Origin of the sequence: Nocardia nova NBRC 15556, from assembly GCF_001613005.1 — a bacterium.
In the GTDB taxonomy this organism is placed as follows: domain Bacteria; phylum Actinomycetota; class Actinomycetes; order Mycobacteriales; family Mycobacteriaceae; genus Nocardia; species Nocardia nova.
The window spans coordinates 1-23286 of sequence record NZ_BDBN01000101.1 but is presented as its reverse complement, the minus strand read 5'-3'; the positions used below and the strand labels follow the sequence as shown (position 1 = coordinate 23286).

Sequence of the window (23286 nt, the reverse complement as noted above, 5' to 3'; positions counted from 1 at the left end):
AGCTGCGAAGCGTCTACTTGGCGACGGCCTTCTTGGCGGCCTTGAGGAACGGCGAGATCAGGCCGCGCAGAAACAGTTCCGTCGCCTTGTCCGGCACCGGCAGCTTGGGCTCGGATTCCATCCGGTACGACACCAGGGTGCCGCCCGGGGCGTCGGCGAAGGTGATGGTGCCGACGTGCCGCTTCACCGGCGCACCGGCGATGATCCGGTATTCCATGCGCTCACCGGGAACCAGTTCGGTGGTCTCCTCGGTCACACCGATGCCGCCCACGCCCACCAGGTAGCGTGCACCGACGCCGGAGGCCTCGGGAGCGCCGGGCTGACGCAGCGTAATGCGCACGGGCAGATAGCCGTTGAGACTGTCGCGCTCGGCGAACAGCTTGTAGACGACGTCGCGCGGTGCGGGAATGACCGTGTCGACGGTGGTACTGGCCATGGCGTTCTCCTTCGGATGCAGTGAGCCGAAGCATATCGGTACCAGCGGTACCACCCGGCACGCCAGTCGACGTCGTGGAGGCGTGCGTTTGCTGGCCTCATGCCAGGGGATGTGATAGGACGTCGGCGCGCCTCCACCACAGGTTGAGAGTCGGCGTCCATTATCGGATGCCATGAAGATGCTGGCGCTGTTGTCGCGCAACACCGAAACGCTTCCCGGCGTCACCGGGATGGCCCGGGTGGACCGCAATACCCGGCGTCTGCTCAAGCGGGTCGGGGCGGGCGATGTGGTGGTCCTCGACGAGATGGACATCGATCGCCTCACCGCTGACCGGCTCGTCCAGGCGGGCGTGGCGGCGGTGATCAATGCCTCGCCCTCGATTTCGGGCCGCTATCCGAACCTCGGCCCGGAAGTGCTGGCCGCCAACGGGATCGTGTTGCTGGATGCTGTCTCCGCCGACGTGTTCGGCAAGATCAAGGACGGCAGCAAGGTCCGCATCGATGCCGGCGTGGTGTATGCCGACAAGTTGACCAAGAAGGAACCGGAGGTTCTGGTCGAGGCCATCGAGCTCACCGATCAGGTCATCGCCGAGCGGATGATCGCGGCGCGCAACGGGCTGGCCGACCATCTGGAAGCCTTCGCCGGCAACACGACCGAATACATCCGGACCGAAAGCGCGATGCTGATCGACGGTCTCGGGGTTCCGGCCCTGGATCTGTCGATGCGCGGCCGCCATGTCGTGGTGGTGGCCGACGGCGTGGACAGTCGTGACGACCTCAAGGCGATCAAGCCGTTCGTCAAGGAGTACGCGCCGATTCTGGTCGGTGTCGGGCGCGGCGCCGACATCCTGACCAAGGCCGGATATCGTCCCGATCTGATCGTCGGCGACCCGGAGGAAATCACCGCGAGCTCGCTGAAATGCGGTGCCGAGCTGATACTTCCGGCCGATACCGACGGGCACGCCAAGGGGCTGGAGCGAATTCAGGACCTGGGTATCGGCGCCACCACCTTCCCGTCCTCGGGATCGGCGGCGGATCTGGCGCTGCTGCTGGCCGACCATCACGGGGCCGCGCTGATCATCACCTGCGGGGCGCCGGCCTCGCTCGACGACTTCTTCGATCGCAGCCGCCGCGAATCGGCTCCGGCGATGTTCCTGACCCGGCTCAAGGCGGGACCGAAACTGATGGACGCCAAGGCCGTCGCCACCCTGTATCGGCAGGGCAACTCCGGCTGGGCGACCGCACTGGTGGTGCTGGCCGCGCTGATCGCGCTGATCGTCGGACTGCTCGTGTCCTCGCATCTGGGCAGCGATGTGCTCGATTGGCTGGATTCGGCGTGGCGGCAGTCGCAGGACTGGCTCCATCGACTATCGGACCGTCGGGGGTAGAGAAAGCAGTGGGTTCCATGCGTCGGCTCGTCGTTTCCCTGGCCGCGATCTTTCTGGCATTGGCGGTGGGTGCGGCGCTCGGCGCCGTCGTCCGCCAGGGTGGTCCGGGTGGCGGTGACGATCTGGCTCAGCGCAACGACGCGCTCGCGGCGGCCAACGGGCAACTCGAGCGGCAGGTCGGTGCGGCCGACGACTTCATCGCCCGGTCGGCGGGCCGCATCCTGAACGGAACCCTCGCCGATCACACGGTGCTCGTATTCACCACCCCCGATGCCGACGGCGGCGATGTCGACGCGGTGACGGCAGCCCTGACCACTGCCGGGGCGAAGGTCACCGGGCGGGTCGCGCTCACCGACGCCTTCGTCGACGCGTCGCAGGGCGACCGCCTGCGGACCGCGGTCACGAATATGATTCCCGCCGGCGCTCAGTTGCAGACCGAGGCGGTGGATCAGGGCAGCCTCGCCGGTGATCTCCTCGGCCTGGCGTTTCTCACCGACCCCGCCGACGGCGCCGACCGTGCCACCGCGCAGGAACGCGGGCTGATCGTCGACACCCTGCGCAACGGCGGCTTCCTCGCCGCCGGTGACTTCGCGCCGGCCCAGTTGGCCGTGGTGGTGACCGGGTCCGGCGCGCGGGCCGACCACAACGGCCAGGGATCGATCACGGCGCATTTCGCCGGGGCGCTGCGCGGACGCGGGGCGGGGCTGGTGCTGGCGGGGCGGGCCGGTTCCTCGGACGGATCGGGGCCGATCGCCGAGGTGCGCCGCGAGAACCGCCTCGACGCGACGGTGTCCACGGTCGACAACGTGGACCGCGAAACGGGCCGGGTTACAACGGCTCTCGGCCTCGCCGAGCAACTGGGCGGCAAAACCGGTCACTACGGCACCGGGCCGGAGGCGACCTCGCTGTCGGTGACCGCTTCTCCCGGCTGAGCGCGGCCGCCGCTGTCGACCGCGATCGGATGATCCGTCACGTCGGAGCGAGTGCCGGGCGACCGGTGCGTCCTGGGCGCCGCGTCATGGGGTTGCTGCGCTGAATGAGACGCAAGTGACAAACTGGCAGGACGACGTCCGACATTCCCCGCGTGGCATTCGTTTCGCAACCGTTTTTCGTGTTAGCGTGGAGTTCCGTGAGTCAATCGCGGATTCCGGCGCGTTCCCCCCATCAGACGGCCACCAAACACATCTTCGTGAGTGGCGGTGTCGCCTCCTCCCTCGGCAAGGGACTGACCGCCTCCAGCCTCGGCCAGCTGCTGACCGCCCGCGGATTGCGGGTCACCATGCAGAAGCTGGACCCGTATCTGAATGTCGACCCCGGCACCATGAATCCCTTCCAGCACGGCGAGGTGTTCGTGACCGAGGACGGCGCCGAAACCGACCTCGACGTCGGCCACTACGAGCGCTTCCTCGACCGTGATCTGTCGGGCTATGCGAACGTCACCACCGGGCAGGTCTACTCCACCGTGATCGCCAAGGAGCGGCGCGGCGAGTACCTCGGCGACACCGTGCAGGTCATCCCGCACATCACCGACGAGATCAAGAACCGGATCCTCGCGATGAGCGGTCCGGATCTGCAGGGCCAGACCCCGGACGTGGTGATCACCGAAATCGGCGGCACCGTCGGCGATATCGAATCCCAGCCGTTCCTCGAGGCCGCGCGCCAGATCCGGCACGAGGTGGGCCGGGACAACTGCTTCTTCCTGCACGTGACGCTGGTGCCGTATCTGGCGCCCTCCGGCGAGCTGAAGACCAAACCCACGCAGCACTCCGTCGCGGCGCTGCGCAACATCGGTATCCAGCCCGACGCGCTGATCCTGCGCTGCGACCGCGAGGTGCCGCAGGGGCTGAAGAACAAGATCGCGCTGATGTGCGACGTCGATGTCGACGCCTGCATCTCCACGCCCGACGCGCCGTCGATCTACGACATCCCGAAGGTGCTGCACCGCGAGGGCCTCGACGCCTACGTGGTGCGCAAGCTCGGCCTGCCGTTCCGCGATGTCGACTGGACCGTCTGGGGCGATCTGCTGGACCGGGTGCACAACCCGCGCGAAGAGGTGACCGTCGCGCTGGTCGGTAAATACGTCGACCTGCCGGACGCGTATCTCTCGGTGACCGAGGCACTGCGGGCCGGTGGTTTTGCGGCCAAGGCCAAGGTGAACATCCGCTGGGTGCAGTCCGACGAATGCGAGACTCCGGAGGGCGCGCAGCATCACCTCGGCGATGTCGACGCGGTGCTGATCCCCGGCGGCTTCGGCATTCGCGGCATCGAGGGCAAGGTCGGCGCGATCCGGTTCGCGCGCACCCGCTCGATTCCGCTGCTGGGCCTGTGCCTGGGACTGCAGTGCGTGGTGATCGAGGCCGCCCGTTCGGTGGGACTCGAGGACGCCAACTCCGCCGAATTCGAGCCGGAGACAACGCATCCGGTGATCTCCACGATGGCCGACCAGGCCCAGGCGGTCGCCGGTGAGGCCGACCTCGGCGGCACCATGCGATTGGGCGCCTATCCGGCCGTGCTGGAGAAGGGCTCGGTCGTGGCGCAGGCCTACGGCACCACCGAGGTGTCGGAGCGGCATCGGCACCGCTACGAGGTCAACAACGCCTATCGCGACAAGATCGCCCAGAGCGGTCTGCGATTCTCCGGTACCTCGCCGGACGGGCATCTGGTCGAGTTCGTGGAGCTGCCGGCGAACGTACATCCGTACTTCGTCGCGACCCAGGCGCATCCGGAGCTCAAGAGCCGGCCGACCCGGCCGCATCCGCTGTTCGCCGGACTGGTCGACGCGGCGTTGAAATACAAAGGCGCCGAACGGCTTCCGGTGGAGATCTACGGCGAGGAGGCCGATGAGGCCGAGCGAGTCGCGCAGTGAGCGAACCCGGTAACCACAACTTCCGCGTCGTCGGCACCGAGACCGTGTATTCGGGCGCGATCGTCGCGCTGCGGCGGGATCAGGTCGAGATGCCCGGCGGGCGGATCGCCGAACGCGAGGTGGTCGAGCATCACGGCGCGGTCGCGATCGTCGCCCTCGACCACGACGGCTCGGTGGTGCTGATCAACCAGTATCGGCATCCGATCGGGCGGCGGTTGCTGGAGTTGCCGGCCGGCCTGCTCGATCAGGCCGGTGAGGATCCGCTGGCGGCCGCGCAACGCGAACTCGCCGAGGAGACCGGTCTGGCGGCGCGGGAGTGGTCCACGCTGGTGGATGTGGTGCTGTCGCCGGGGTTCACCGACGAGGCACTGCGCATCTATCTCGCGACCGGGTTGTCGGACACCGATCGGCCGGACCCCGAGCACGAGGAAGCCGATCTGTCGATCGTGCGGATGTCGCTGCAGGACGCGGTGACCGCCGCGCTGTCGGGCCGGATCGAGAACGCGACCGCGGTGGCCGGTGTGCTGGCCGCGTCGGTCGCGCGGGCGAACGGCACGACGCTGCGGCCCGCCGACGCGCCGTGGCCGGGTATGCCGACGCAGCTGCTCGATCGGAAGGCCGCCGAACACGCACGGGCCTGATGGACAACCGGCCGGGTGCCTCACCTCACCCGGCCGTACTCCTCGGGCACGTGCGAACTGTGTTTCGTGCGAACGAATGTCGCCGCCGGCTGTCATGATGACACCGTGAATGTCGCTGTTCCCGCCGCCCCGGCGGTCGTTGTGCCGCTACCGGTCGGGTGAACGCGTGGTGGAGCGGCAGATCCAGGCCTATCTCGACCATCTGACGGTCGAGCGCGGCGCGGCGAGAAATACGCTCAGCGCCTACCGGCGTGATCTGCAGCGATATCAGGAGTTTCTGAAACAGCGCGATATCGGTGATCTGGACCGGGTGACCGAGAACCAGATCGCCGATTTCGTCGTCTCGCTGCGGGCGGGTGGCGAGGGCTATCCGGCGCTGGCCGCCAGTTCGGCCGCCCGCGCACTGGTGGCGGTGCGCGGCCTGCACCGGTTCGCGGCGGCCGAGGGACTGACCACCGGGGATGTCGCGCACGGTGTGAAGCCGCCGACTCCGGCGCGGCGACTGCCGAAAGCGCTTCCCTACGAAGATATTTCCCGGCTGCTCGAGGCCGCGGGCGGGGGAGACGACGCCGGTTCCGGGGGCGGGCCGCGCGGACTGCGGGATCGGGCCATGCTGGAACTGCTGTACTCCACCGGCGCCCGGATCTCGGAGGTCGTCGGACTCGACGTCGACGATATCGACACCGCCGGGCGCTCGGTCGTCCTGCACGGTAAGGGCGGTAAACAGCGCATGGTGCCGATCGGGCGGCCGGCGCTGGCGGCAATCGACGCCTATCTGGTTCGGGGCCGGCCCGCGCTCGGCGCCCGCGGCAAGGGCACCCCCGCCCTGTTCCTCAATGCTCGCGGCGGCCGGCTCTCGCGCCAGAGCGCCTGGCAGGTGCTGCAGGACGCGGCCGATCGGGCCGGGATCGGCGCCGCGGTGTCGCCGCACACGCTGCGGCACTCGTTCGCCACCCACCTGCTCGACGGGGGCGCCGACGTGCGTGTCGTGCAGGAGTTGCTGGGGCACGCGTCGGTGACGACCACGCAGATCTACACCCTGGTCACGGTCAATACACTGCACGAGGTGTGGGCCACCGCGCATCCGCGGGCGCGGTAACGCGCCGGCGGCGGCAACCCGATATCGGGTGCGGATTGCCGCAAAGGGTTTCCCAACACCCCCTCGAGGCGACAGAATGCGGAGTTGGTGCCGTGAGGACACGGTGTTGTGGCACGGGTAATGACACAAGTGCGCAACGATCGGGGGCGTTCCCCAAGCGTGTCCGATCGGGGGTCTTGCGCTCGGAGGCGGTAGCGTCTATTGCGGTGGTCCGGTACATCGGCGTCCGGTGTAGCGATCGCCCGCTGTTCCGCAGCGCGCGGCGGGGCAACGAGCAGGAAAACTGAAGGAGCAGCGGACATGACGACAGCCGGCCCGGCCGAGCCGCCGAACAACGCTGCGGCAGAACCGCTTTCGAATATCCGAACCGGCCTCCGAATCGAACAGGCGGCCCGCAGACTCTGGGAGGCGAACGACATCGTGGCGGACGGTACCGAACTCGGCCCGACCGGACGCCCGCTGCGCGACATTCCCGAACCACCCCCGTCGTCGCGCAACGGTGACGCCCTGATCGTCGCCATGTGCAATCAGAAGGGCGGCGTCGGCAAGACCACCTCCACCATCAACCTCGGTGCCGCGCTCGCCGAATACGGCCGCCGGGTGTTGCTGGTCGACCTCGACCCGCAGGGAGCACTGTCGGCGGGACTGGGCGTGGCCCACCACGACCTGGACCTGACCGTGCACAATCTGCTCGTCGGCGGCCGGGCGAGCGTCGACGACGTGCTGCTCAACACCAAGGTCGACGGGATGGATCTGCTGCCGAGCAATATCGACCTCTCGGCGGCGGAAATCCAGCTGGTCAACGAGGTCGGCCGGGAACAGACCCTCGGCCGCGCGCTGGCACCGCTGCGCGACCGCTACGACTACATCCTCATCGACTGCCAGCCGTCGCTGGGTCTGCTCACCGTCAACGCGCTGGCCTGCGCCGACGGCGTGATCATCCCGATGGAATGCGAATACTTCTCCCTGCGCGGGCTGGCGCTGCTCACCGACACAGTGGAGAAGGTGCGGGACCGGCTCAACCCGCGGCTGGCACTGTCGGGCATCGTGGTGACTATGTTCGATGCGCGATTGCTGCACTCCCGGCAGGTGATGGCCCGGGTGGTGGAGGTGTTCGGTGATCTGGTGTACGACACCGTGATCAACCGGACCGTCCGTTTCCCCGACGCCAGTGTCGCCGGTGAGCCGATCACCACCTGGGCGCCGAAATCCGGTGGCGCGGAAGCGTATCGGGCTATGGCACGGGAAGTCATCCACCGGTCGGGCCGGTGAGCGAGGCCGGACCACCGGCTGCCGAGGTCGTACCGGAAAACAAGCCCGACGGGTTCCACCTGCGGCTGAGCAATTTTCAGGGGCCGTTCGACCTGTTGTTGCAGCTGATCAGCCAGCGGCGGCTCGATGTGACCGAGGTGGCGCTGCACAAGGTCACCGACGAGTTCATCGCCTACACCAAAGAGCTCACCGCGAGCCTGGAACGCGATCCGACGCTGCGGGCGGATCGGATTCTCGATCAGACCACCGAATTCCTGGTGGTCGCCGCGACCCTGCTCGACCTCAAGGCCGCCCGGCTGCTGCCGTCCGGTGAGGTTACCGATGCCGACGACCTGGAACTGCTCGAGGCGCGCGATCTGCTGTTCGCGCGGCTGCTGCAGTATCGGGCGTTCAAACAGGTCGCCGAACTGCTCGGTGAGCTCGAGGCCGCCGCATTGCGCCGGTATCCGCGGGCGGTGTCGCTCGAGGAACGCTTCCTGGACCTGCTGCCGGAGGTGAGCCTCGGCGTCGACGCGGCGGGTTTCGCCGATATCGCCGCGGCGGCGTTCCGCCCCCGGCCGCGGCCGACGGTCGGGCTGGACCACCTGCACGCCCATGCCATCTCCGTCGCCGAACAGGCCGCGCTGGTCTTGGAGATGCTGAAGAAGCGCGGGGTGGGAGAGTGGTCGACCTTCCACGAGCTGTGCGCCGATTGCGAGATGCCGATCCAGATCGTCGCGCGCTTTCTCGCGCTGCTCGAGCTCTACCGGGGCAAGACGATCGAATTCGACCAACCCGACCCGCTCGGCCCGCTGGCGGTGCGCTGGATCGGCGACGACGCCGAGGGCGCGCCCGCCGAGCCCGTGACAATCGATGAGGATTACGGATGACGTCGCACGGTGAGCAGTCCATGGATCACGCGGATGCCCGAGCCGAAGCGGCCGCCGTCGCCCCGGCGGGCGATGCCGCGATCGGACAGACCGGCCGTTCCGAGGTCGTGCCCTCCTCGGCCGATTCGTCGGGGCGTGGTGATGATGCGGCGGTCGCGCCTGCCGCGGACGATGCCGCTCGGACCGCCGCTGACGAGGTCGCGCCCGCTGGTGTCGACGCTGCGCACGATGCTGGTACCGAGTCGGGTGTTCCGCGAACCATCGTTGGCGCGTCCGGCGTTGCGGAGGCCGTAGGGAGTGGGCCGAGCGGTGATGCCGAGCATCCCCGCCAGATGCGGCCCGGGGCGGAGAACGACGCGGACGAGGAGGAGGTTGCCCGTCCGCTCGACGACCAGGAGTTGCGGTCGGCGCTCGAGGCGATGCTGCTGGTGGTGGATGCGCCGGCGTCGGTGGAACTGCTCGCGGCGGCGGTCGACGACGCGCCCGCCCGGATCGAGCGGGTGTTGCGCGAGATGTCGGCGGAGTGGACCGCGCGGGGCAGTGGAATCGATCTGCGCTACGTGGGCGACGGGTGGCGTCTGTACACCCGGACCGAGTACGCGCCCTACGTCGAACGTATGCTGTTGGACGGGGCGCGGTCCAAGCTCACCAGGGCCGCTTTGGAAACCTTGGCGGTTATCGCCTATCGTCAACCGGTTACGCGAGCACGAGTGAGTGCCGTGCGCGGGGTGAACGTCGACGGCGTGATCCGCACCCTGGTGGCGCGGGGACTGATCGCCGAGGCGGGCGCCGACGTCGATACCAACGGCACCCTCTACGTCACCACCGAACTGTTCCTGGAACGGATCGGGCTCGCGTCGCTGGCGGAACTTCCGTCGCTGGCGCCCCTGCTACCGGGCGTCGACCTGATCGATGAGATCAACGAGAGCCTGGAGACCGACCCCCGGTACACCAAGCTGAAGAAACCCGCCGAATCGGATATCGATCTCGGCACCGAGGATTGACCGGATCCGCAGCGGATCCTGTCGACTGATCAGAGGACCACGTGAATACACCCGCTCGCCGAGATGGCACACCGGACCGTAGGAAAAGACACAGCGACCCGCCTCGTGGCGGCGGACGCGCGGCACGAGGGGCGGCCGGACGCGCCGACCGCAGCGATGACAGACGGGGCGACCGCTACGGGCGCCGGGACGACAGTTACGGCCGCGGCGACACACGTGGGTCGCGACCCGGCCGCGAGGACGACCGTTACGGCCGCGGGGGCGAGAGCTACGGCCGCGGTGGTGACCGGTCCGGCCGCGGAGACGACCGCTACGTCCGCGGAGACGATCGTTACGGCCGCGGCGGGGAGAGGTCCGGCCGTGGGGACGACCGCTTCGGGCGCGGTGGTGACCGGTCCGGCCGCGGAGACGACCGTTACAACCGTGGCGGCGAGAGCTACGGCCGCGGAGACAGCGCCGGACGGGGTTCGCGGTCCGAGGGTGGCTACAGCCGGGGCGACCGGTTCGCTCGCGGCCAGGCGGCCGGGGACGCGCGCGGTGACTCGCGATACGGCCGTGGCGATGCCCGCCCCTCGCGCGGCGATTCACCCGCCGGCTCGCGGGATCGCGGCACTGCCGCCGGTCGCCCTCGCGCGGCCGCCCCGAAGCCGAAGAAGCGCAAGACTCCGCCGACCGTGCTGAGTTTCGCCAAACCCGCCCGCCACCAGCATGTCGAGGCCGAGCAATCCGGTCCCAAGAAGTTGCCGTGGGGTGAGGGCGAACGCCTGCAGAAGGTGCTCGCCAAGGCCGGCGTGGCCTCGCGCCGCGCGGCCGAAGAGCTCATCGAACAGGGCCGCGTCGAGGTCGACGGCGCGGTGGTGCGCGAACAGGGCCTGCGCATCGATCCCGATACGGCCGTGGTGCGGGTAGACGGCGTTCGCGTCGTGGTTCGCGACGAACAGGTCTACCTGGCGCTGAACAAGCCCAAGGGTTTCCAGTCGACGATGTCGGACGAACTGGGCCGCCCCTGCGTCGGCGATATCGTCGCCGAGCGGGTGATGGCCGGTCAGCGGCTGTTCCACGTCGGCCGCCTCGACGCCGATACCGAGGGCCTGCTGCTGCTCACCAACGACGGCGATCTCGCGCATCGGCTGATGCATCCGTCGTTCCAGGTGTCGAAGACCTATCTCGCGACGGTGCAGGGTGAAATGCAGCGCGGCGTCGGTAAGCAGTTGCGTGACGGCGTCGAACTCGAGGACGGCCCGGCGAAGGTCGACAAATTCCAGGTGCTCGAGGTCGCCGAGGGCAAATCACTGGTCCGTGTGATCCTGCACGAGGGCCGCAAGCACATCGTGCGGCGGTTGCTGGCCGAGGTCGGGTACCCGGTGATCGCGCTGGTTCGCACGCATATCGGGCCGGTCGCGCTGGGCGATCAACGGTCGGGCACCCTGCGAGTGCTGGGCCGCGACGAAATCGGGAAGTTGTACGAGGCGGTGGAGTTGTGAGTGGTGTGGACATGCTGGACGATCGGATCCGAGGAGGCCGTGACGTGGTGGAATCCGGCATCGGCGACGACGGCATCCCTGGCGCGGAACTCGTCGTCGCCATGGACGGCCCGTCGGGCACCGGCAAGTCGAGTGTGTCGCGCCGTCTCGCGGCGCGGCTCGGCGCCCGCTATCTCGACACCGGCGCGATGTATCGCGTCGCGACACTGCGGGTGCTGCGCAGCGGTGTCGAGCTGACCGATCCCGCCGAGATCGCGGCCGCGGTCAAGGATCTGCCGCTGACCATCGGCACCGATCCCGGCCACGAGCTGATCGAACTCGACGGCGAGGACGTCTCGGCCGAAATTCGCGGCGACGCGGTGACCAAGGCGGTCTCCGCCGTCTCGGCGGTCGCCGAGGTACGGACCCAACTCGTCGCCTTGCAGCGTGAGATCGCGGCCGCGGCCGGGCGGATCGTGGTCGAAGGCCGCGATATCGGCACGGTCGTGCTGCCCGATGCCGACGCCAAGATCTATCTGACCGCGTCGGCGCAGGCCCGCGCGGCGCGGCGCAATCAGCAGAACATCGCCGAAGGTCGCGGCGACGATTACGACGCGGTGCTCGCCGATGTGCAGCGCCGCGACAATCTGGATTCCACCCGCGCGGTATCGCCGCTGCGCCCGGCCGCGGACGCGGTGCAGGTCGACACCAGCGAGCTGAGCATGGACCAGGTCATCGACGAGCTGTACCGGGTTGTGGCGCAGCAGATTACGGTGGGAGAGCGCAGATGAGCCCGAGTGTGACACCGAGTTCGAATTCCGACACTCTCGCCGGCGACGGCATCTGGACCGACGAAACCGATTGGGAGATCGCCGATTTCGAGGGCGATGCGGACGCGCACGAGCATGTGCCGATGCCCACCGTGGCCGTCGTCGGCCGCCCGAACGTCGGCAAATCGACGCTGGTGAACCGGATCCTGGGCCGCCGCGAGGCGGTCGTCGAGGACATTCCGGGCGTCACCCGCGATCGGGTGTCGTACGAGGCGAGCTGGGCGGGGCGCCGCTTCCTGGTGCAGGACACCGGCGGCTGGGAACCCGACGCGAAGGGTCTGCAGCAGGCGGTGGCCCGACAGGCCGAACTGGCGATGCAGACCGCCGATGCGATCCTGCTGGTCGTGGACGCCACCGTGGGTGCGACCGCGACCGACGAGGCGGCGGTGAGGGCGTTGCGGCGCTCCAAGACTCCGGTGATCCTGGTCGCGAACAAGGTCGACGGCGAGAAGGCCGAAGCCGATGCGGCCGTGCTGTGGTCGCTCGGGCTGGGAGAGCCGCGGATGGTGTCGGCGGCGCACGGTCGCGGTACCGGCGACCTGCTCGACGATGTGCTCGCGGTGCTGCCGGAAACTCCGCGCGAGGGTTCCGGGGGAGGGGGCCCGCGACGAGTGGCCCTGGTCGGTAAGCCGAATGTCGGCAAGTCCAGTCTGCTGAACAAGCTGTCCGGTGACGAACGTTCCGTGGTGCACGATGTGGCCGGAACGACGGTCGACCCGGTCGACTCGCTGGTCGAATTGGGCGGCAAGACATGGCGTTTCGTCGATACCGCGGGCCTGCGCCGCAAGGTCGGCACGGCCGACGGAACCGAGTTCTACGCCTCGTTGCGCACCAAGGCCGCCATCGAGGCCGCCGAGGTCGCGATCATGCTGATCGACGCCTCCGAACCGATCACCGAACAGGATCTGCGTGTGATCGGCATGGTCGCCGATGCCGGCCGCGCCCTCGTGCTCGCGTTCAACAAGTGGGATCTGGTCGACGAGGATCGCCGCTACCAGCTCGAGCGTGAGGTGGAGCGCGAGCTGGTGCGGGTGCCGTGGGCGCAGCGGGTGAACATCTCCGCGCACACCGGCCGCGCGGTCCAAAAGCTCGTTCCGGCAATGGAAACCGCACTCGAATCCTGGGATCAGCGGATCCCCACGGGCCGGCTCAACACCTGGCTCAAGGAGGTCATCGCGGCGACGCCGCCGCCGATGCGGGGCGGGCGATTGCCGCGCGTGCTGTTCGCGACCCAGGCGACCACCCGGCCGCCGACGTTCGTGCTGTTCACCACCGCATTCCTGGAGGCGGGCTACCGCCGTTTCCTGGAGCGCCGCCTGCGCGAGGAATTCGGTTTCGACGGTTCCCCGGTGCGCATCTCGGTGCGGGTGCGCGAGAAGCGGGATCGCTCGAAGAAGTAGTGGAAGTGCCGGTGCGGGCGGATGTTTCGTCCGCACCGGACATCCCGCCGGCTTCCGGCCTTGGGGAGTTCTGCCAAAGGTGTCTGTGGGCAATCTTCATTGCGTCACGGACATATGCGCATTGAAACATGTTTGTGCGGCATGTCCCGGGCAGACCCGACTTCGTCGCAGCAACGCCGACTTTTCACGAAAAGGCATCGACCGAGCCGGCCTGTGGCATCGCGGCCGCCCGCAAGGTGCGGGGGAATTGCGTTGTGGGCGGGTCGGACTCGTTGTGGGCGAGTCGGACGCTGCCGATTACGCCGTTTCGGTCGCGGTGTGAACCACATCACGCTACGGTGAATCCGCTTGGCCCACAATCGAAGAGGTTTGCCATGTGGAGCATCGCCGTACTGTCGGTCATCGCCGCCGCCCTCATCGCCGCCGGATTCTCCGCCGGGTTCCCGGACAAGTAGGCCGCGGGAGATCGTGGTTCGTTCCGGTCGCTGAGAATTTCACAATCAGCGACCGGGGCGGCCTGCCGGCGAATGGCTGCGCCCGAACGCGTGCGGAGCCGCGGGCGATGCGGGTGCATGGGCGGCCGAGAATTCGATGCCGTGCGAGCGGTCGGATCTCCGTGCACCCGCATCGCCCGCGGCGGCGCTCGTCGTAGGCGCCGACCGTTCGATGCGGATCTGTCGCTGGTCGGAGCCTCTGTTTCGGCGGCCGAGCCGGGGCCGGTGGCGGCCACTGCGCGGCTTGCACGTGCAACGAGGGCCGGATGCACCGGGTGGCCGACGGTTTGTCGGGAGTTCGCCGCGGGCGTCGGTGGGCCGACGCCGGACGCCTTCGCCGCATGACCGCTCGGTATGTCTGTTATGCGAGACCGGTCGGTCGGAAATAAACATCACATTTCAGTAACGGCGCCGAATGGGTGGTCGATACGGGCGTGACACGCGCAGTGCGGCGGACCCCGGCGAGGCCGGGGGTCGGGGTGGCGGCACTGGGCACCGTCGCGGCCCGGCGGGGGTGGGGCCTCGGCGTTCGATCACGAAAGGTGCTGTTTACACATGCGAAGATTGCGTCGGCAGAGATCCGGGCGCTCCGGTACGACGCTCGGGCGGACCCTGCTCGCCTTGGCCCTGGCGCTGTTCGTACCGCTGACCGCGGCGGTGTCGGGTCAGCTCCCGCGGGCCGCGGCCGCCTTCGACCCCGCCGGTTTCGACTTCTGGGTCGACTCGAGTATGGGGCCGATCAAATCGCGCGTCTTCCGCGCCGCCGACGGCAACACCGACCGCGTCGTCTACGCCCTCGACGGCATGCGCGCCCGCGAGGATCTCAACGGCTGGGAGATCGAAACCGATATCGCGCACCTGCTGACCTCGTGGAATATCAACGTGGTGATGCCGGTCGGCGGACAGTCCAGCTTCTACGCGGACTGGAACGCCCCGTCGAGCTTCCTCGGCGTCGCGCCGGGCTCCGGCTCCTCGTCCGGTTCGACCTCGGGATCCGGTGCGCTGCAGGCGTTTTCGGCCGGGCCGGGTAAGTCCTACACCTACAAGTGGGAGACCTTTCTGACGCAGAACCTGCGCGGCGCGCTGCGCGACCGCCTGGGATTCCGGGCCGACCGCAACGGCGTCTTCGGCCTGTCGATGGGCGGTAGCGCCGCGCTGACCCTGGCCGCCTACCATCCCGATCAGTTCAGCTTCGCCGGCTCGTTCTCCGGTTACCTCAACATCTCGGCGCCGGGTATGCGCGAGGCGATCCGCGTCGCGATGCTCGATGCCGGCGGTTACAACGTCGATGCGATGGCTCCGCCGTGGGGCCCGCAGTGGCTGCGGATGGACCCGTTCGTGTTCGCACCCAGGTTGATTCAGAACAACACGCGGCTGTGGATCTCGGCCGGCAGCGGCATCCCCACCGCCACCGACGGACCGAATATGGGCACCGTCAACGGCATGGGACTCGAGGCCCTCGCACTGGTGAACACCCGCGCATTCCAGGTGCGGATGGCGTCACTGGGCGCCCAGAACATCGCCTACGACTTCCCGGCCGCGGGCATCCACGCCTGGAACAACTGGCGTGACGAGGTGTATCGGATGGCTCCGGACTTGTCGGCCAACATCGGCTGATACGGATTCGCCGACGCTTTCCGCTGTGCGGATCGTCGGCGGTCCGCGGACCGCCACCCGGCGGCGTGTCGCTCACAAGGCACGCCGCCGGGTCGTCTTCGTCGGCGAGACCTCCCGGAATCGCGCGCGGTGGCAGAACCGTATCCGCAGTCCGCGGCGGTGCGCTCGCCGTAGGGTCGGATGCGGAACCAGGTAGCGATGTCGGGAGGCGAAGTCTCATGGCGGAAGCGCAGCAGTGGTCGTGGTCGAAGATACTGGGCCCCGAGGGCCCGCCGGCGGTGATCTGTATCCGGTTGGCGGTGGGACTGGTGTTCCTCAGTGAGGGGATTCAGAAGTTCGTCTACCCGCACGCGCTGGGACCGGGTCGATTCGACAAGATCGGGATACCGGCGCCGACGTTCTTCGCCGACCTCGACGGCGTCGTCGAGATCGTGTGCGGCGCCTTGGTCGTGCTCGGTCTGCTGACCCGACTGGCCGCGGTGCCGCTGCTCATCGACATCGTGCTGGCGATCGCGCTGACCAAAGTGCGTGAGCTGCGCCCGGGCGGATTCGGTGGAGTGCAGGGTTTCTGGGGAATGGCTCACGACGCGCGCACCGATTTCGCGATGCTGCTCGGATTGATCTTCCTGCTGTGGGTGGGGCCCGGCCGCTGGTCGCTGGATGCGCTGATCGCACGGCCCGCCGGTCCGTCACCGGCGGGGCGCGTGTCTGCCGGTGGGCGGGTCAATCCACCATGACGGCGACGTCCTCGGGCTGGGACGCACGAGTGGTCGTGGCGGTCATGAGCAAGCCGCAGACGGTGAGGCCGGCGGCGACGAGATAGAGGGGGCGGGGGCCTGCGGGCGAGTCGGCGATCAGTCCGCCGACGAGTCCCGCGGCGGCCGCGGCGAGTTGGTAGCCGGAGGCGTTGACGGCGATCGCCAGGGTGGGTGCCGCGGCGGCGGTTGTCATCACGCGCGCCTGCATTCCGGGGGTGACGGCGAAGCCGAGCAGACCGATCGCGACGACCGCGACCACGGTGAGCGCGGTGACGGTCGCGACGAACCACGCGCCCACGAAGGTCGCGGCCAGCAGCCCGAGCAGCGCGGGTTGAGCGAACCGTGGGTTGCGGTCGTAGAGCGTGCCGCCGACGAGATTGCCGATCGTCGCGCCGACGCCGTAGGCGAGCAGCAGTAGTGGCAGGCGGCCGGCGGGATGCCCACCCAGGTTCGTGAGCAGCGGGGCGAGGTAGCTGAACACCATCAGCGCGCCGACGTTGCCGACCGCGGTGATCGCCAGCGCCACCAGCACCGGCCCCCGCCGCAGGACCCGCAACTCCGCGACGGCCGAGGTCCGCTGCGCGCCGGCCGCGGAGGGGAACGCCCGGGCGACCGAGACGAGGCCGATCAGGCAGGCGACCGCGATCGTGGCGAAGGTCGCCCGCCAACCCCACTGACTGCCGATCCGGGTGCCGATCGGAGCTCCGAGGATCATCGCCAGGTTCATGCCGAATGCCAAGCGGGCCACCATGGTTCCGGCCCGCTCCGGGGCCGCGGACCGTACCGCGATCACGACGGCCTGGGCGAAGAACGTCGAGGTCACCAGTGCGGTGAGCAACCGGGCCGCCAACAGCAGCCGGAAGTCGGGCGCGAGGGCGGAGACGGCATTGCCGACGCCGGCGACGGCCAGCAGGGCCACCATCAGGCGTTTCCGATCGAGTCCGGCCGTCACGGCGGTGAGCAGCGGCCCGCCGATGATCATGCCGACGGCGTACGCGGTGACCAGCAGACCGGCGGCGCCGACGCTGACCCCGAGGTCGCCGGCGACCTCGGGCAGGATTCCGGCGACGACGAATTCGCCGGTGGTGACGCTGAATACGCAGAATATGAGGATGAGGAGTCGGAGCATGCTGGGAGCTAAACTCTCACGTCCACGTGAGAGTCAAGCCCGAACAGCGAACGGAGCGCCAGGTGAAGATCGGAGAGTTGGCCGAGCGAACCGGGGTGAGTGTGCGCGCACTGCGGTACTACGAGGAACGAGGTGTGCTGAAGCCGGAGCGAACCGCCGCCGGATATCGCGTCTTCGGCGACTCCGACGTCCGCACGGTGGCGCATATCCGCACCCTGCTCGCGGCCGGGCTGCATATGGACCTCATCGGTGAGATCCTGTCCTGCCTGTCGGGTGATTCCCTGCTGTTGGACGGCTGCCGCGAACGACTGGAAGTGGAGCGTCGCCGCATCACCGGTGATATCGACCGACTCGTCCACACCCGATCGTTGCTGGACGATCTGCTCGCGACCACCTAGCGCACCTCGATCGCCCACTCCGTGTTGTTTAGGCTGGCTACCGGCTATTTGGTGAGTCGGCCAGGTCGGCCGGAGGGGAGTGAATCGCTCTCGGACTCAGGGATTTCCGGAGACGAGCGAAACTCCGAAGATCTGGCTCAGCCGCTCTCCCTCGACCAGGAGAAGGAACAAGCCGTAGTACACATCGAGCATCAGAGCATTGTGCCCTGTCGCGGTGTCGCGCGACATGGAGATGCGCGAGTTCGGTCCCACTGAGCGGGTTCGGTGATATTCGGACCACCTGGAATGTGACACGGTTCACGCCATCTTGTTCACCTGTCACTCCGGAGGGCATATGTCCACCTCCCTCGAAGCGACGACACCGTCGGAGCCGGTCGATACCACCGGCCGCCTCGACGGCGCGTCCAAACTGCGCATTTTCACCGTGCTCGCGGTGATTGTGCTGTTCACCGAGGTCGCCCCGATGCAATTCGTCATGGTGTCGGCGGCATTGCGCCAGATCGCGCCGACCTTTCCCGACCAGGGCGCGAATATCAACTGGGCGATCATCATCTTCGGCGTCATCGGCGCCGCGGCCTCGCCGCTGATCGGCAAGATGAGCGATATCTGGGGCAAGAAGCGGATGTTCCTGCTCTGCGGGGTGCTGTTTCTGATCGGCTGCGCGCTGTGCGCGATCACCAGCAACTGGATGATCTTCCTGGTCGGGCGAGGTCTGCAGGCCACCGCGATCGCGACCGCGGTGATCTCCTACGGCCTGATCCGCGACCTCATGCCCCGCAAGTACGTGCCGATCGGGCTGGGTGTGGCCTCCACCGGCCTGGGTGTTTCGGCCGTGGCCGGACCGCTGATCGGCGGCTACATCGTCGACCACCACAGCTGGCGGGCGATCTTCTGGTTCCTGTTCGTCTTCACCCTGATCATGCTGCCGCTGGTCGCACTGATCGTGCCGGAGTCGCGGCTGCGCACGCCGCAGCGACTGGATGTGATCGGCGCGGTGCTGCTGGCCACGGGTGCGGTGCTGACGCTGATCTACCTCGACAAGGGGCAGGATTGGGGCTGGGCGAAGCCGTCGACTCTCGCCTGGCTGGTCGTCGGACTCGTGCTGCTCGCCGCCTTCCCGATCGTGGAAATGCGTGTGCGGCAACCGATCATGGATATGAAGCTGCTGTTCCACCCGCGAGTGAGCGTGGTGTTGTTCGTCTCGCTGCTGGCGTCGTTCACGATCGGATACCAGGGCTACGCGGTGGGGTACATGACCCAGTCGCCGCCCGCCGCGGATGTCACCGCCGGTGTCGTGCAGGGCACGCTCGCCGAGATCCACGCCCAGACCGGGCAGATGCTGCCGGCGCAGGCCGTGCAGGTGAGCCTGAATCCGGGCTACACCTACGGCGACAATCTGACGCTGCTCGGATTCGCGGTGCACGTGGCCTTGGCGCAGGCGGTGCTCGGCATGATCGCCGGACTGGTCGCCGGGTTCTGGATCCGCCGCTCCGGTGCGCGGCTGCCGCTGATGTCGGCGCTGGTGGTGATGGTGCTCAGCGGGCTGGCCTATGCGGTGCTCGACCACGGCTGGAGTGTGATCGCCCTGATCAGCGCCGTGTACGGCCTCGCCTTCGGTCTGTACTACGCCTCGACGCCGAACCTCATCGTGGAGGGCGTCCCGGCCGAACAGCAGGGCATCAGCGCGGGCATGCTCGGGGTGATGCAGTCGATGGGCGCCGCGATCGGCATCGCGGTGGCGACCGCGTTCCTCAACGCCAATCCGGTGCGCGCCGATATCTCGGTGGCGGGAAAGCATGTGGCCACCAAGGATATTCCGCTGTTGTTCGCCGACCGCGGATATGAGCTCGGCTTCTACTTCGTGGCCGTGGCCGCCGCTGTCGCGCTCGTCGGTGTGGTGTTCATGAAGCACGGCCGCAGCGCGGCCACCGGTGGTACGGCGTTCTGATTCCGGGACACCACGCGGGCGGTGCGGTGGCCGATGCGGGCCACCGCACCGCCCGCGTGCGTGGAACAGTCAGAGGCCGTGCGGTTTCGGCGGCGTGCCGGGCAGCTCGAGCGGCGGCGACCCCGGGGCCTCGAGTTCGCGTTCGAGCAGATCCGCGATCACGTCGGCATGCACCGGGTGGTGGAAGTACCAGCCCTGGGCGGTATCGCACTGCAGTCCGAGCAGCCGGTCGGCCTGATGCCGGGTCTCCACACATTCCGCGGTCACGCTCAGGCCCAGATCGTGGCTGAGATCGATGATCGTCTCCAGGATCAGCAGATCGCTGCGGCCGACCGTGCCGGCATTGCGGATGCGATGGATGAACGGCCCCGCCAATTTCACCACGTGCAGCGGAAGCTGGCCCAGATAGGCCAGATTGGAATACCCGGTGCCGAAATCGTCGATGGCGATGCGGATTCCGGATTCGGCGAGGGTGTGCAGCGCCTGCAGCGGCCGGCCGATGGCGTGCATGAAGGTGCGTTCGGTGAGCTCCAATTGCAGCCGGTCCGGCGGGATTCCGGTGTCGGCGACAATCTTCTGCACCCGTTCGAGCCAGGCCGGATCGGCGACCTCCTCCGCCGAGACGTTCACACTCACCACCGGCGCCTTGTCGCCGAAGCGGTCGCACCAGCGCCGGCCTTCCCGGCACGCCTGCTCCAGCACCACCGTGCCGAGCGCGATGATGTGGCCGCCGCCCTCGGCCAGGTCGATGAACCGGGCCGGACTCAGAATTCCCAGCTGCGGGTGGTGCCAGCGCACCAGGGCCTCCACCGCGACCGGCCGGTGGTCGCCGAGATCCACGATCGGCTGGTAGTCGAGGAAGAATTCGCCGCGGGCCAGCGCGCCCGGAAGATCGGCGAGTAGTTCGGCGCGGGTGTGCTCGCGGCGGCGCCGGCTGGGGTCGAAGACCGCGTAGCGGCCGCGGCCGTCGGTCTTGGCCCAGTACATGGTGGAATCGGCTGCCTGCAGGAGTTCTTCCGTGGTGGTTTCGGCGGCCTGTTCGGAGATGACGCCGATACTCACCCCGATCCGCAGCCGGTGCCCGTCGATGTCGAACGGCACGGTGAACGCGTCGAGCACCGTGCGGGCCAGATCGATCAGTTCGCGCCTGCGGCGGGTGCGGGGCACCAGAATGACGAATTCGTCGCCGCCCATCCGGGCCACGAGATTGTTCTCCCCGACCGCGCACGCGCACAGCCGCGCCGCCGCGCGGGTGAGCAGTTCGTCGCCGATGGAGTGGCCGAAGGTGTCGTTGACGGCCTTGAAATGGTCGAGGTCGACGTAGCACAGGCCGACTCGCGCGTCCGGATCGGCGAAGGCCTCGGTGAGCGCGTCGAAGAACCGGGACCGGTTGGCCAGGCCGGTGAGCGGATCGTGATGGGCCCGGTAGCTCAGGCGCTCGCGCAACTCGCGCTGTTCGGAGATATCTTCGACCAGCACCAGCGTGTACTGCGGCCGGCCGTGGTCGTCACGGATCAGCGATACGTTGATATTGGTCCACACGGTGTGCCCGTCGCGATGGCGATACGCCTTCTCCATCTGCGCGTGATCGTGGTCCCCGCGCAGCACGCCCGCGTACAGCTCCCACATGCCCGGCGGATCGTCGGGATGGGTGAGGTCGGTGACCTCGAGTTCGTACATCTGTTCCGGTTCGTAGCCGAGCATGGCGGCGAACGCGTTGTTGACCTCGATGATCCGGCCGGTCATATCCGACAGACCCGTGCCGATCCCGGCCTGGGAGAACACGGCCCGCAATCGGGCCTCACTGGCGCGCAACTGTTCCTCCACCACACTGCGCGCCGCGATATCGGCGGTGCGCACACTTTCCTGTTCGCTGAGCAGCCAGGCCCGGAAGGCGCGCACGTAACCGCCGGCGAAGGCGCCGATCAATTCCGCGGCCCGGCCGGAGGCGATGTCGAGTTCGGCGAAGTAGGTGGCCAGCACCGTCATGGTGCGGCCGAGGACCTCGTCGCCGACGAAATGAGCGCGGGCCAGATCGCCGCCCAGTTCGGCGACCCGCGCGGTACCGCCGGAGTCGGCGGCGTCGATCAACCCCCGGGCGAGGGTGACCAGCAACTGGCGGGCCTCGGAAACGCTCATGGGTACGACGTGATCGCGGACCCCGCCGCCGAGCGCCGCTGCCCACCGGTGCGCCAGGTCGGCGTGCGGACCGTCGTGTTCGGACCCATCCCACGCCATGTCGATGATGGTAGCCGGGGCGTGGACTTCGTGTGAACCGCGGGAGTTTCGCACACCTGTCGAATACGATTGCGTGGCTTCGCCTTCCGGCGGGGTTGGATTCCAGAGAGGTTGCGATGACCAGACCTAGTTGGGCGCCGGAAGGTATCGACCTGGATCGGCCCAGCGCATCGCGGGTGTACGACTATTTCGTCGGCGGGATGCACAATTTCGAGATCGATCGCACACTGGCCCGCCAGATCGAATCGTTCACCCCGAATGTCGCCGAAACCATGCGCGCCAACCGAGATCTGTTGCGCCGCTGCGTGCGTCATCTGGTCGACGCGGGTATCACGCAATTCCTGGATCTGGGCTCGGGCATTCCGACCGTCGGCAATGTGCACGAGGTGGCGCAGGCGCGCAATCCGCAGGCCCGTGTCGTCTACGTCGATATCGACCCGGTGGCGGTGGCGCACAGCCGGGCGATCCTGGACGGCAACCCGCATGCGACGGTCGTGCAGGCCGATGTCGCCGAGCCGGACACGATCCTGAACGATCCGCTGGTGCGGGAGGTGCTGGACTTCGACCGGCCGATCGCCGTATTGCTGTTGGGCGTCCTGCATTTCGTCCCGGACGAGGCAGATCCGGCCGGATGTGTGGCACGGCTGCAGCAAGCCGTCGCCCCGGGCAGCTATCTCGCGATCACCCACGCCACCGCCGACGGGCAGCCGGTCGAAGTGCTGGAGGCGCAGAAGCTCTCGGGACGAACCTCGACCGAAATCGTGCTGCGCGACAAGGACCATATCGCGGGATTCTTCCACGACTGGCCGCTGCTGGAACCCGGACTGGTGCATCTGCCGCTGTGGCGGCCCGACAATCCGGCGGACGTGGGGGAGCATCCCGAATTCTCCGGTGCCTATGGCGGTTTGGCGTTGCTGAACTGAGCGCGACTGTAGGGTGTGGACGCCCGTTTGAATATGGAAGGAATGCGGTGCGTACACCTTTGCTGATGGTTGTGTTCGGTCTGGCGCTGACGGCCGGTGGGGCGAATGCGGTTGCCGGGGCCGACCCGATTCCCGCTGTGTCCGGTGCCGTGCAGGCGGTATCGGAGCCGATCATCGTCGGTACCGACGGCGACGGCGGAACCACGACCCTCGACGTCGGACAGGAACTGGCGGTGGCCCTGCCCGACAACCCGACGACCGGATACGTCTGGCAGATCGGCGAAGTCGACCGCGGGGTGCTCGCTCAGGAGGGTGACCCGGTGTTCCGGCCGGGCAGCTCGATGCCGGGTGCGCCCGGTACCAGTGTGTGGACCTTCACCGCCGCCCGCGCCGGCAGCACCCGCCTGAGCCTGGTGTCGGTGCGGCCGTGGGATCAGGCCAACCCGGGCCAGCGGTTCTCGATGACCGTCACCGTGCGGTAGTACTTTCGATATCGAAACGGCCCGTCACCGGA

At 68.2% G+C, this 23286-nt stretch carries 20 protein-coding genes; 17 read left to right on the top strand and 3 right to left on the bottom strand.

Annotation, left to right across the window (positions count from 1 at the left end; translation table 11 throughout):
• Positions 1–13 precede the first annotated feature (13 nt).
• On the bottom strand, positions 14–436 hold the full coding sequence (locus tag NN2_RS30655) for an SRPBCC family protein (protein ID WP_030518953.1): 423 nt from the start codon (positions 434–436) through the stop codon (positions 14–16).
• A 172-nt stretch (positions 437–608) separates the two neighbouring features.
• On the opposite strand from NN2_RS30655, the gene steA reads away from it, so the two are divergent.
• From steA to NN2_RS30585, 13 genes are all read left to right on the top strand, one after another.
• Positions 609–1823, top strand: coding sequence for a putative cytokinetic ring protein SteA (gene steA / locus NN2_RS30650; protein ID WP_036524839.1), 1215 nt, complete (start codon positions 609–611; stop codon positions 1821–1823).
• A 17-nt stretch (positions 1824–1840) separates the two neighbouring features.
• Positions 1841–2755 (top strand): copper transporter, encoded by a 915-nt coding sequence (locus tag NN2_RS30645; RefSeq protein WP_342749146.1) that lies wholly within the window; start codon positions 1841–1843, stop codon positions 2753–2755.
• A 197-nt stretch (positions 2756–2952) separates the two neighbouring features.
• Positions 2953–4689, top strand: coding sequence for a CTP synthase (gene pyrG, locus NN2_RS30640; protein ID WP_030515927.1), 1737 nt, complete (start codon positions 2953–2955; stop codon positions 4687–4689).
• Positions 4686–5330 carry an NUDIX domain-containing protein gene (locus NN2_RS30635; RefSeq protein WP_063018186.1) on the top strand — a complete coding sequence of 215 codons (645 nt, stop codon included), beginning with the start codon at positions 4686–4688 and terminating at the stop codon, positions 5328–5330. Before pyrG ends, NN2_RS30635 begins: the two co-directional genes overlap by 4 nt.
• A 109-nt stretch (positions 5331–5439) precedes the next feature.
• Complete coding sequence (gene xerD, locus NN2_RS30630) at positions 5440–6429, top strand: site-specific tyrosine recombinase XerD (protein WP_063018184.1); 990 nt, start codon at positions 5440–5442, stop codon at positions 6427–6429.
• 300 nt (positions 6430–6729) lie between these two features.
• Entirely contained in the window at positions 6730–7701 is a 972-nt protein-coding gene (locus tag NN2_RS30625) for a ParA family protein (protein ID WP_082857394.1), read from the top strand.
• Entirely contained in the window at positions 7698–8570 is an 873-nt protein-coding gene (locus NN2_RS30620) for a segregation and condensation protein A (protein WP_051756303.1), read from the top strand. The genes NN2_RS30625 and NN2_RS30620 overlap by 4 nt, the downstream gene beginning before the upstream one ends.
• A 332-nt stretch (positions 8571–8902) precedes the next feature.
• Entirely contained in the window at positions 8903–9574 is a 672-nt protein-coding gene (scpB, locus tag NN2_RS30610; RefSeq protein WP_063018180.1) for an SMC-Scp complex subunit ScpB, read from the top strand.
• Positions 9575–10248: 674 nt separating this feature from the next.
• On the top strand, positions 10249–11058 hold the full coding sequence (locus tag NN2_RS39140; RefSeq protein ID WP_308248289.1) for a pseudouridine synthase: 810 nt from the start codon (positions 10249–10251) through the stop codon (positions 11056–11058).
• Between the two features lie 101 nt (positions 11059–11159).
• Positions 11160–11828 carry a (d)CMP kinase gene (gene cmk, locus NN2_RS30600; RefSeq protein WP_063018201.1) on the top strand — a complete coding sequence of 223 codons (669 nt, stop codon included), beginning with the start codon at positions 11160–11162 and terminating at the stop codon, positions 11826–11828.
• Positions 11825–13267, top strand: coding sequence for a ribosome biogenesis GTPase Der (gene der, locus NN2_RS30595; protein WP_063018178.1), 1443 nt, complete (start codon positions 11825–11827; stop codon positions 13265–13267). Before cmk ends, der begins: the two co-directional genes overlap by 4 nt.
• A gap of 1049 nt (positions 13268–14316) precedes the next feature.
• On the top strand, positions 14317–15378 hold the full coding sequence (locus NN2_RS30590; RefSeq protein WP_063018176.1) for an alpha/beta hydrolase: 1062 nt from the start codon (positions 14317–14319) through the stop codon (positions 15376–15378).
• A 218-nt stretch (positions 15379–15596) separates the two neighbouring features.
• A complete protein-coding gene (locus tag NN2_RS30585; protein ID WP_063018174.1) occupies positions 15597–16115 on the top strand; it encodes a DoxX family protein in 519 nt (172 codons plus the stop codon).
• On the opposite strand, the gene NN2_RS30580 is transcribed toward NN2_RS30585, so the two are convergent.
• Entirely contained in the window at positions 16102–17265 is a 1164-nt protein-coding gene (locus NN2_RS30580; protein ID WP_063018172.1) for an MFS transporter, read from the bottom strand. The two genes, NN2_RS30585 and NN2_RS30580, sit on opposite strands and share 14 nt — an antisense overlap.
• Before the next feature lie 62 nt (positions 17266–17327).
• Here NN2_RS30580 and NN2_RS30575 point away from each other — a divergent pair, with 62 nt between their 5' ends.
• Together NN2_RS30575 and NN2_RS30570 are read left to right on the top strand one after the other, a co-directional pair.
• Complete coding sequence (locus tag NN2_RS30575; protein WP_063018199.1) at positions 17328–17663, top strand: MerR family transcriptional regulator; 336 nt, start codon at positions 17328–17330, stop codon at positions 17661–17663.
• Positions 17664–17997: 334 nt separating this feature from the next.
• A complete protein-coding gene (locus NN2_RS30570; RefSeq protein ID WP_063018170.1) occupies positions 17998–19611 on the top strand; it encodes an MFS transporter in 1614 nt (537 codons plus the stop codon).
• Positions 19612–19680: 69 nt separating this feature from the next.
• On the opposite strand, the gene NN2_RS30565 is transcribed toward NN2_RS30570, so the two are convergent.
• Positions 19681–21849, bottom strand: a complete 2169-nt coding sequence (locus NN2_RS30565; RefSeq protein WP_063018168.1) for a putative bifunctional diguanylate cyclase/phosphodiesterase — start codon at positions 21847–21849, stop codon at positions 19681–19683.
• Positions 21850–21965: 116 nt separating this feature from the next.
• On the opposite strand from NN2_RS30565, the gene NN2_RS30560 reads away from it, so the two are divergent.
• Positions 21966–22772 carry an SAM-dependent methyltransferase gene (locus NN2_RS30560; RefSeq protein WP_063018166.1) on the top strand — a complete coding sequence of 269 codons (807 nt, stop codon included), beginning with the start codon at positions 21966–21968 and terminating at the stop codon, positions 22770–22772.
• Positions 22773–22819: 47 nt separating this feature from the next.
• The gene (locus tag NN2_RS30555) at positions 22820–23254 is read left to right on the top strand and encodes a protease inhibitor I42 family protein (protein ID WP_156511515.1); all 435 of its coding nucleotides are present in this window, start codon (positions 22820–22822) and stop codon (positions 23252–23254) included.
• Positions 23255–23286: the final 32 nt, after the last annotated feature.

Excerpts from the sequence above, each read along its gene's own strand:
- NN2_RS30655 (WP_030518953.1), bottom strand. The coding sequence starts at position 436 with ATGGCCAGTACCACCGTCGACACGGTCATTCCCGCACCGCGCGACGTC.
- steA (WP_036524839.1), top strand. The coding sequence starts at position 609 with ATGAAGATGCTGGCGCTGTTGTCGCGCAACACCGAAACGCTTCCCGGC.
- NN2_RS30645 (WP_342749146.1), top strand. The coding sequence starts at position 1,841 with ATGCGTCGGCTCGTCGTTTCCCTGGCCGCGATCTTTCTGGCATTGGCG.
- xerD (WP_063018184.1), top strand. The coding sequence starts at position 5,440 with ATGTCGCTGTTCCCGCCGCCCCGGCGGTCGTTGTGCCGCTACCGGTCG.
- NN2_RS30625 (WP_082857394.1), top strand. The coding sequence starts at position 6,730 with ATGACGACAGCCGGCCCGGCCGAGCCGCCGAACAACGCTGCGGCAGAA.
- scpB (WP_063018180.1), top strand. The coding sequence starts at position 8,903 with ATGCGGCCCGGGGCGGAGAACGACGCGGACGAGGAGGAGGTTGCCCGT.
- cmk (WP_063018201.1), top strand. The coding sequence starts at position 11,160 with ATGGACGGCCCGTCGGGCACCGGCAAGTCGAGTGTGTCGCGCCGTCTC.
- der (WP_063018178.1), top strand. The coding sequence starts at position 11,825 with ATGAGCCCGAGTGTGACACCGAGTTCGAATTCCGACACTCTCGCCGGC.
- NN2_RS30590 (WP_063018176.1), top strand. The coding sequence starts at position 14,317 with ATGCGAAGATTGCGTCGGCAGAGATCCGGGCGCTCCGGTACGACGCTC.
- NN2_RS30585 (WP_063018174.1), top strand. The coding sequence starts at position 15,597 with ATGGCGGAAGCGCAGCAGTGGTCGTGGTCGAAGATACTGGGCCCCGAG.
- NN2_RS30580 (WP_063018172.1), bottom strand. The coding sequence starts at position 17,265 with ATGCTCCGACTCCTCATCCTCATATTCTGCGTATTCAGCGTCACCACC.
- NN2_RS30570 (WP_063018170.1), top strand. The coding sequence starts at position 17,998 with ATGTCCACCTCCCTCGAAGCGACGACACCGTCGGAGCCGGTCGATACC.
- NN2_RS30565 (WP_063018168.1), bottom strand. The coding sequence starts at position 21,849 with ATGGCGTGGGATGGGTCCGAACACGACGGTCCGCACGCCGACCTGGCG.
- NN2_RS30560 (WP_063018166.1), top strand. The coding sequence starts at position 21,966 with ATGACCAGACCTAGTTGGGCGCCGGAAGGTATCGACCTGGATCGGCCC.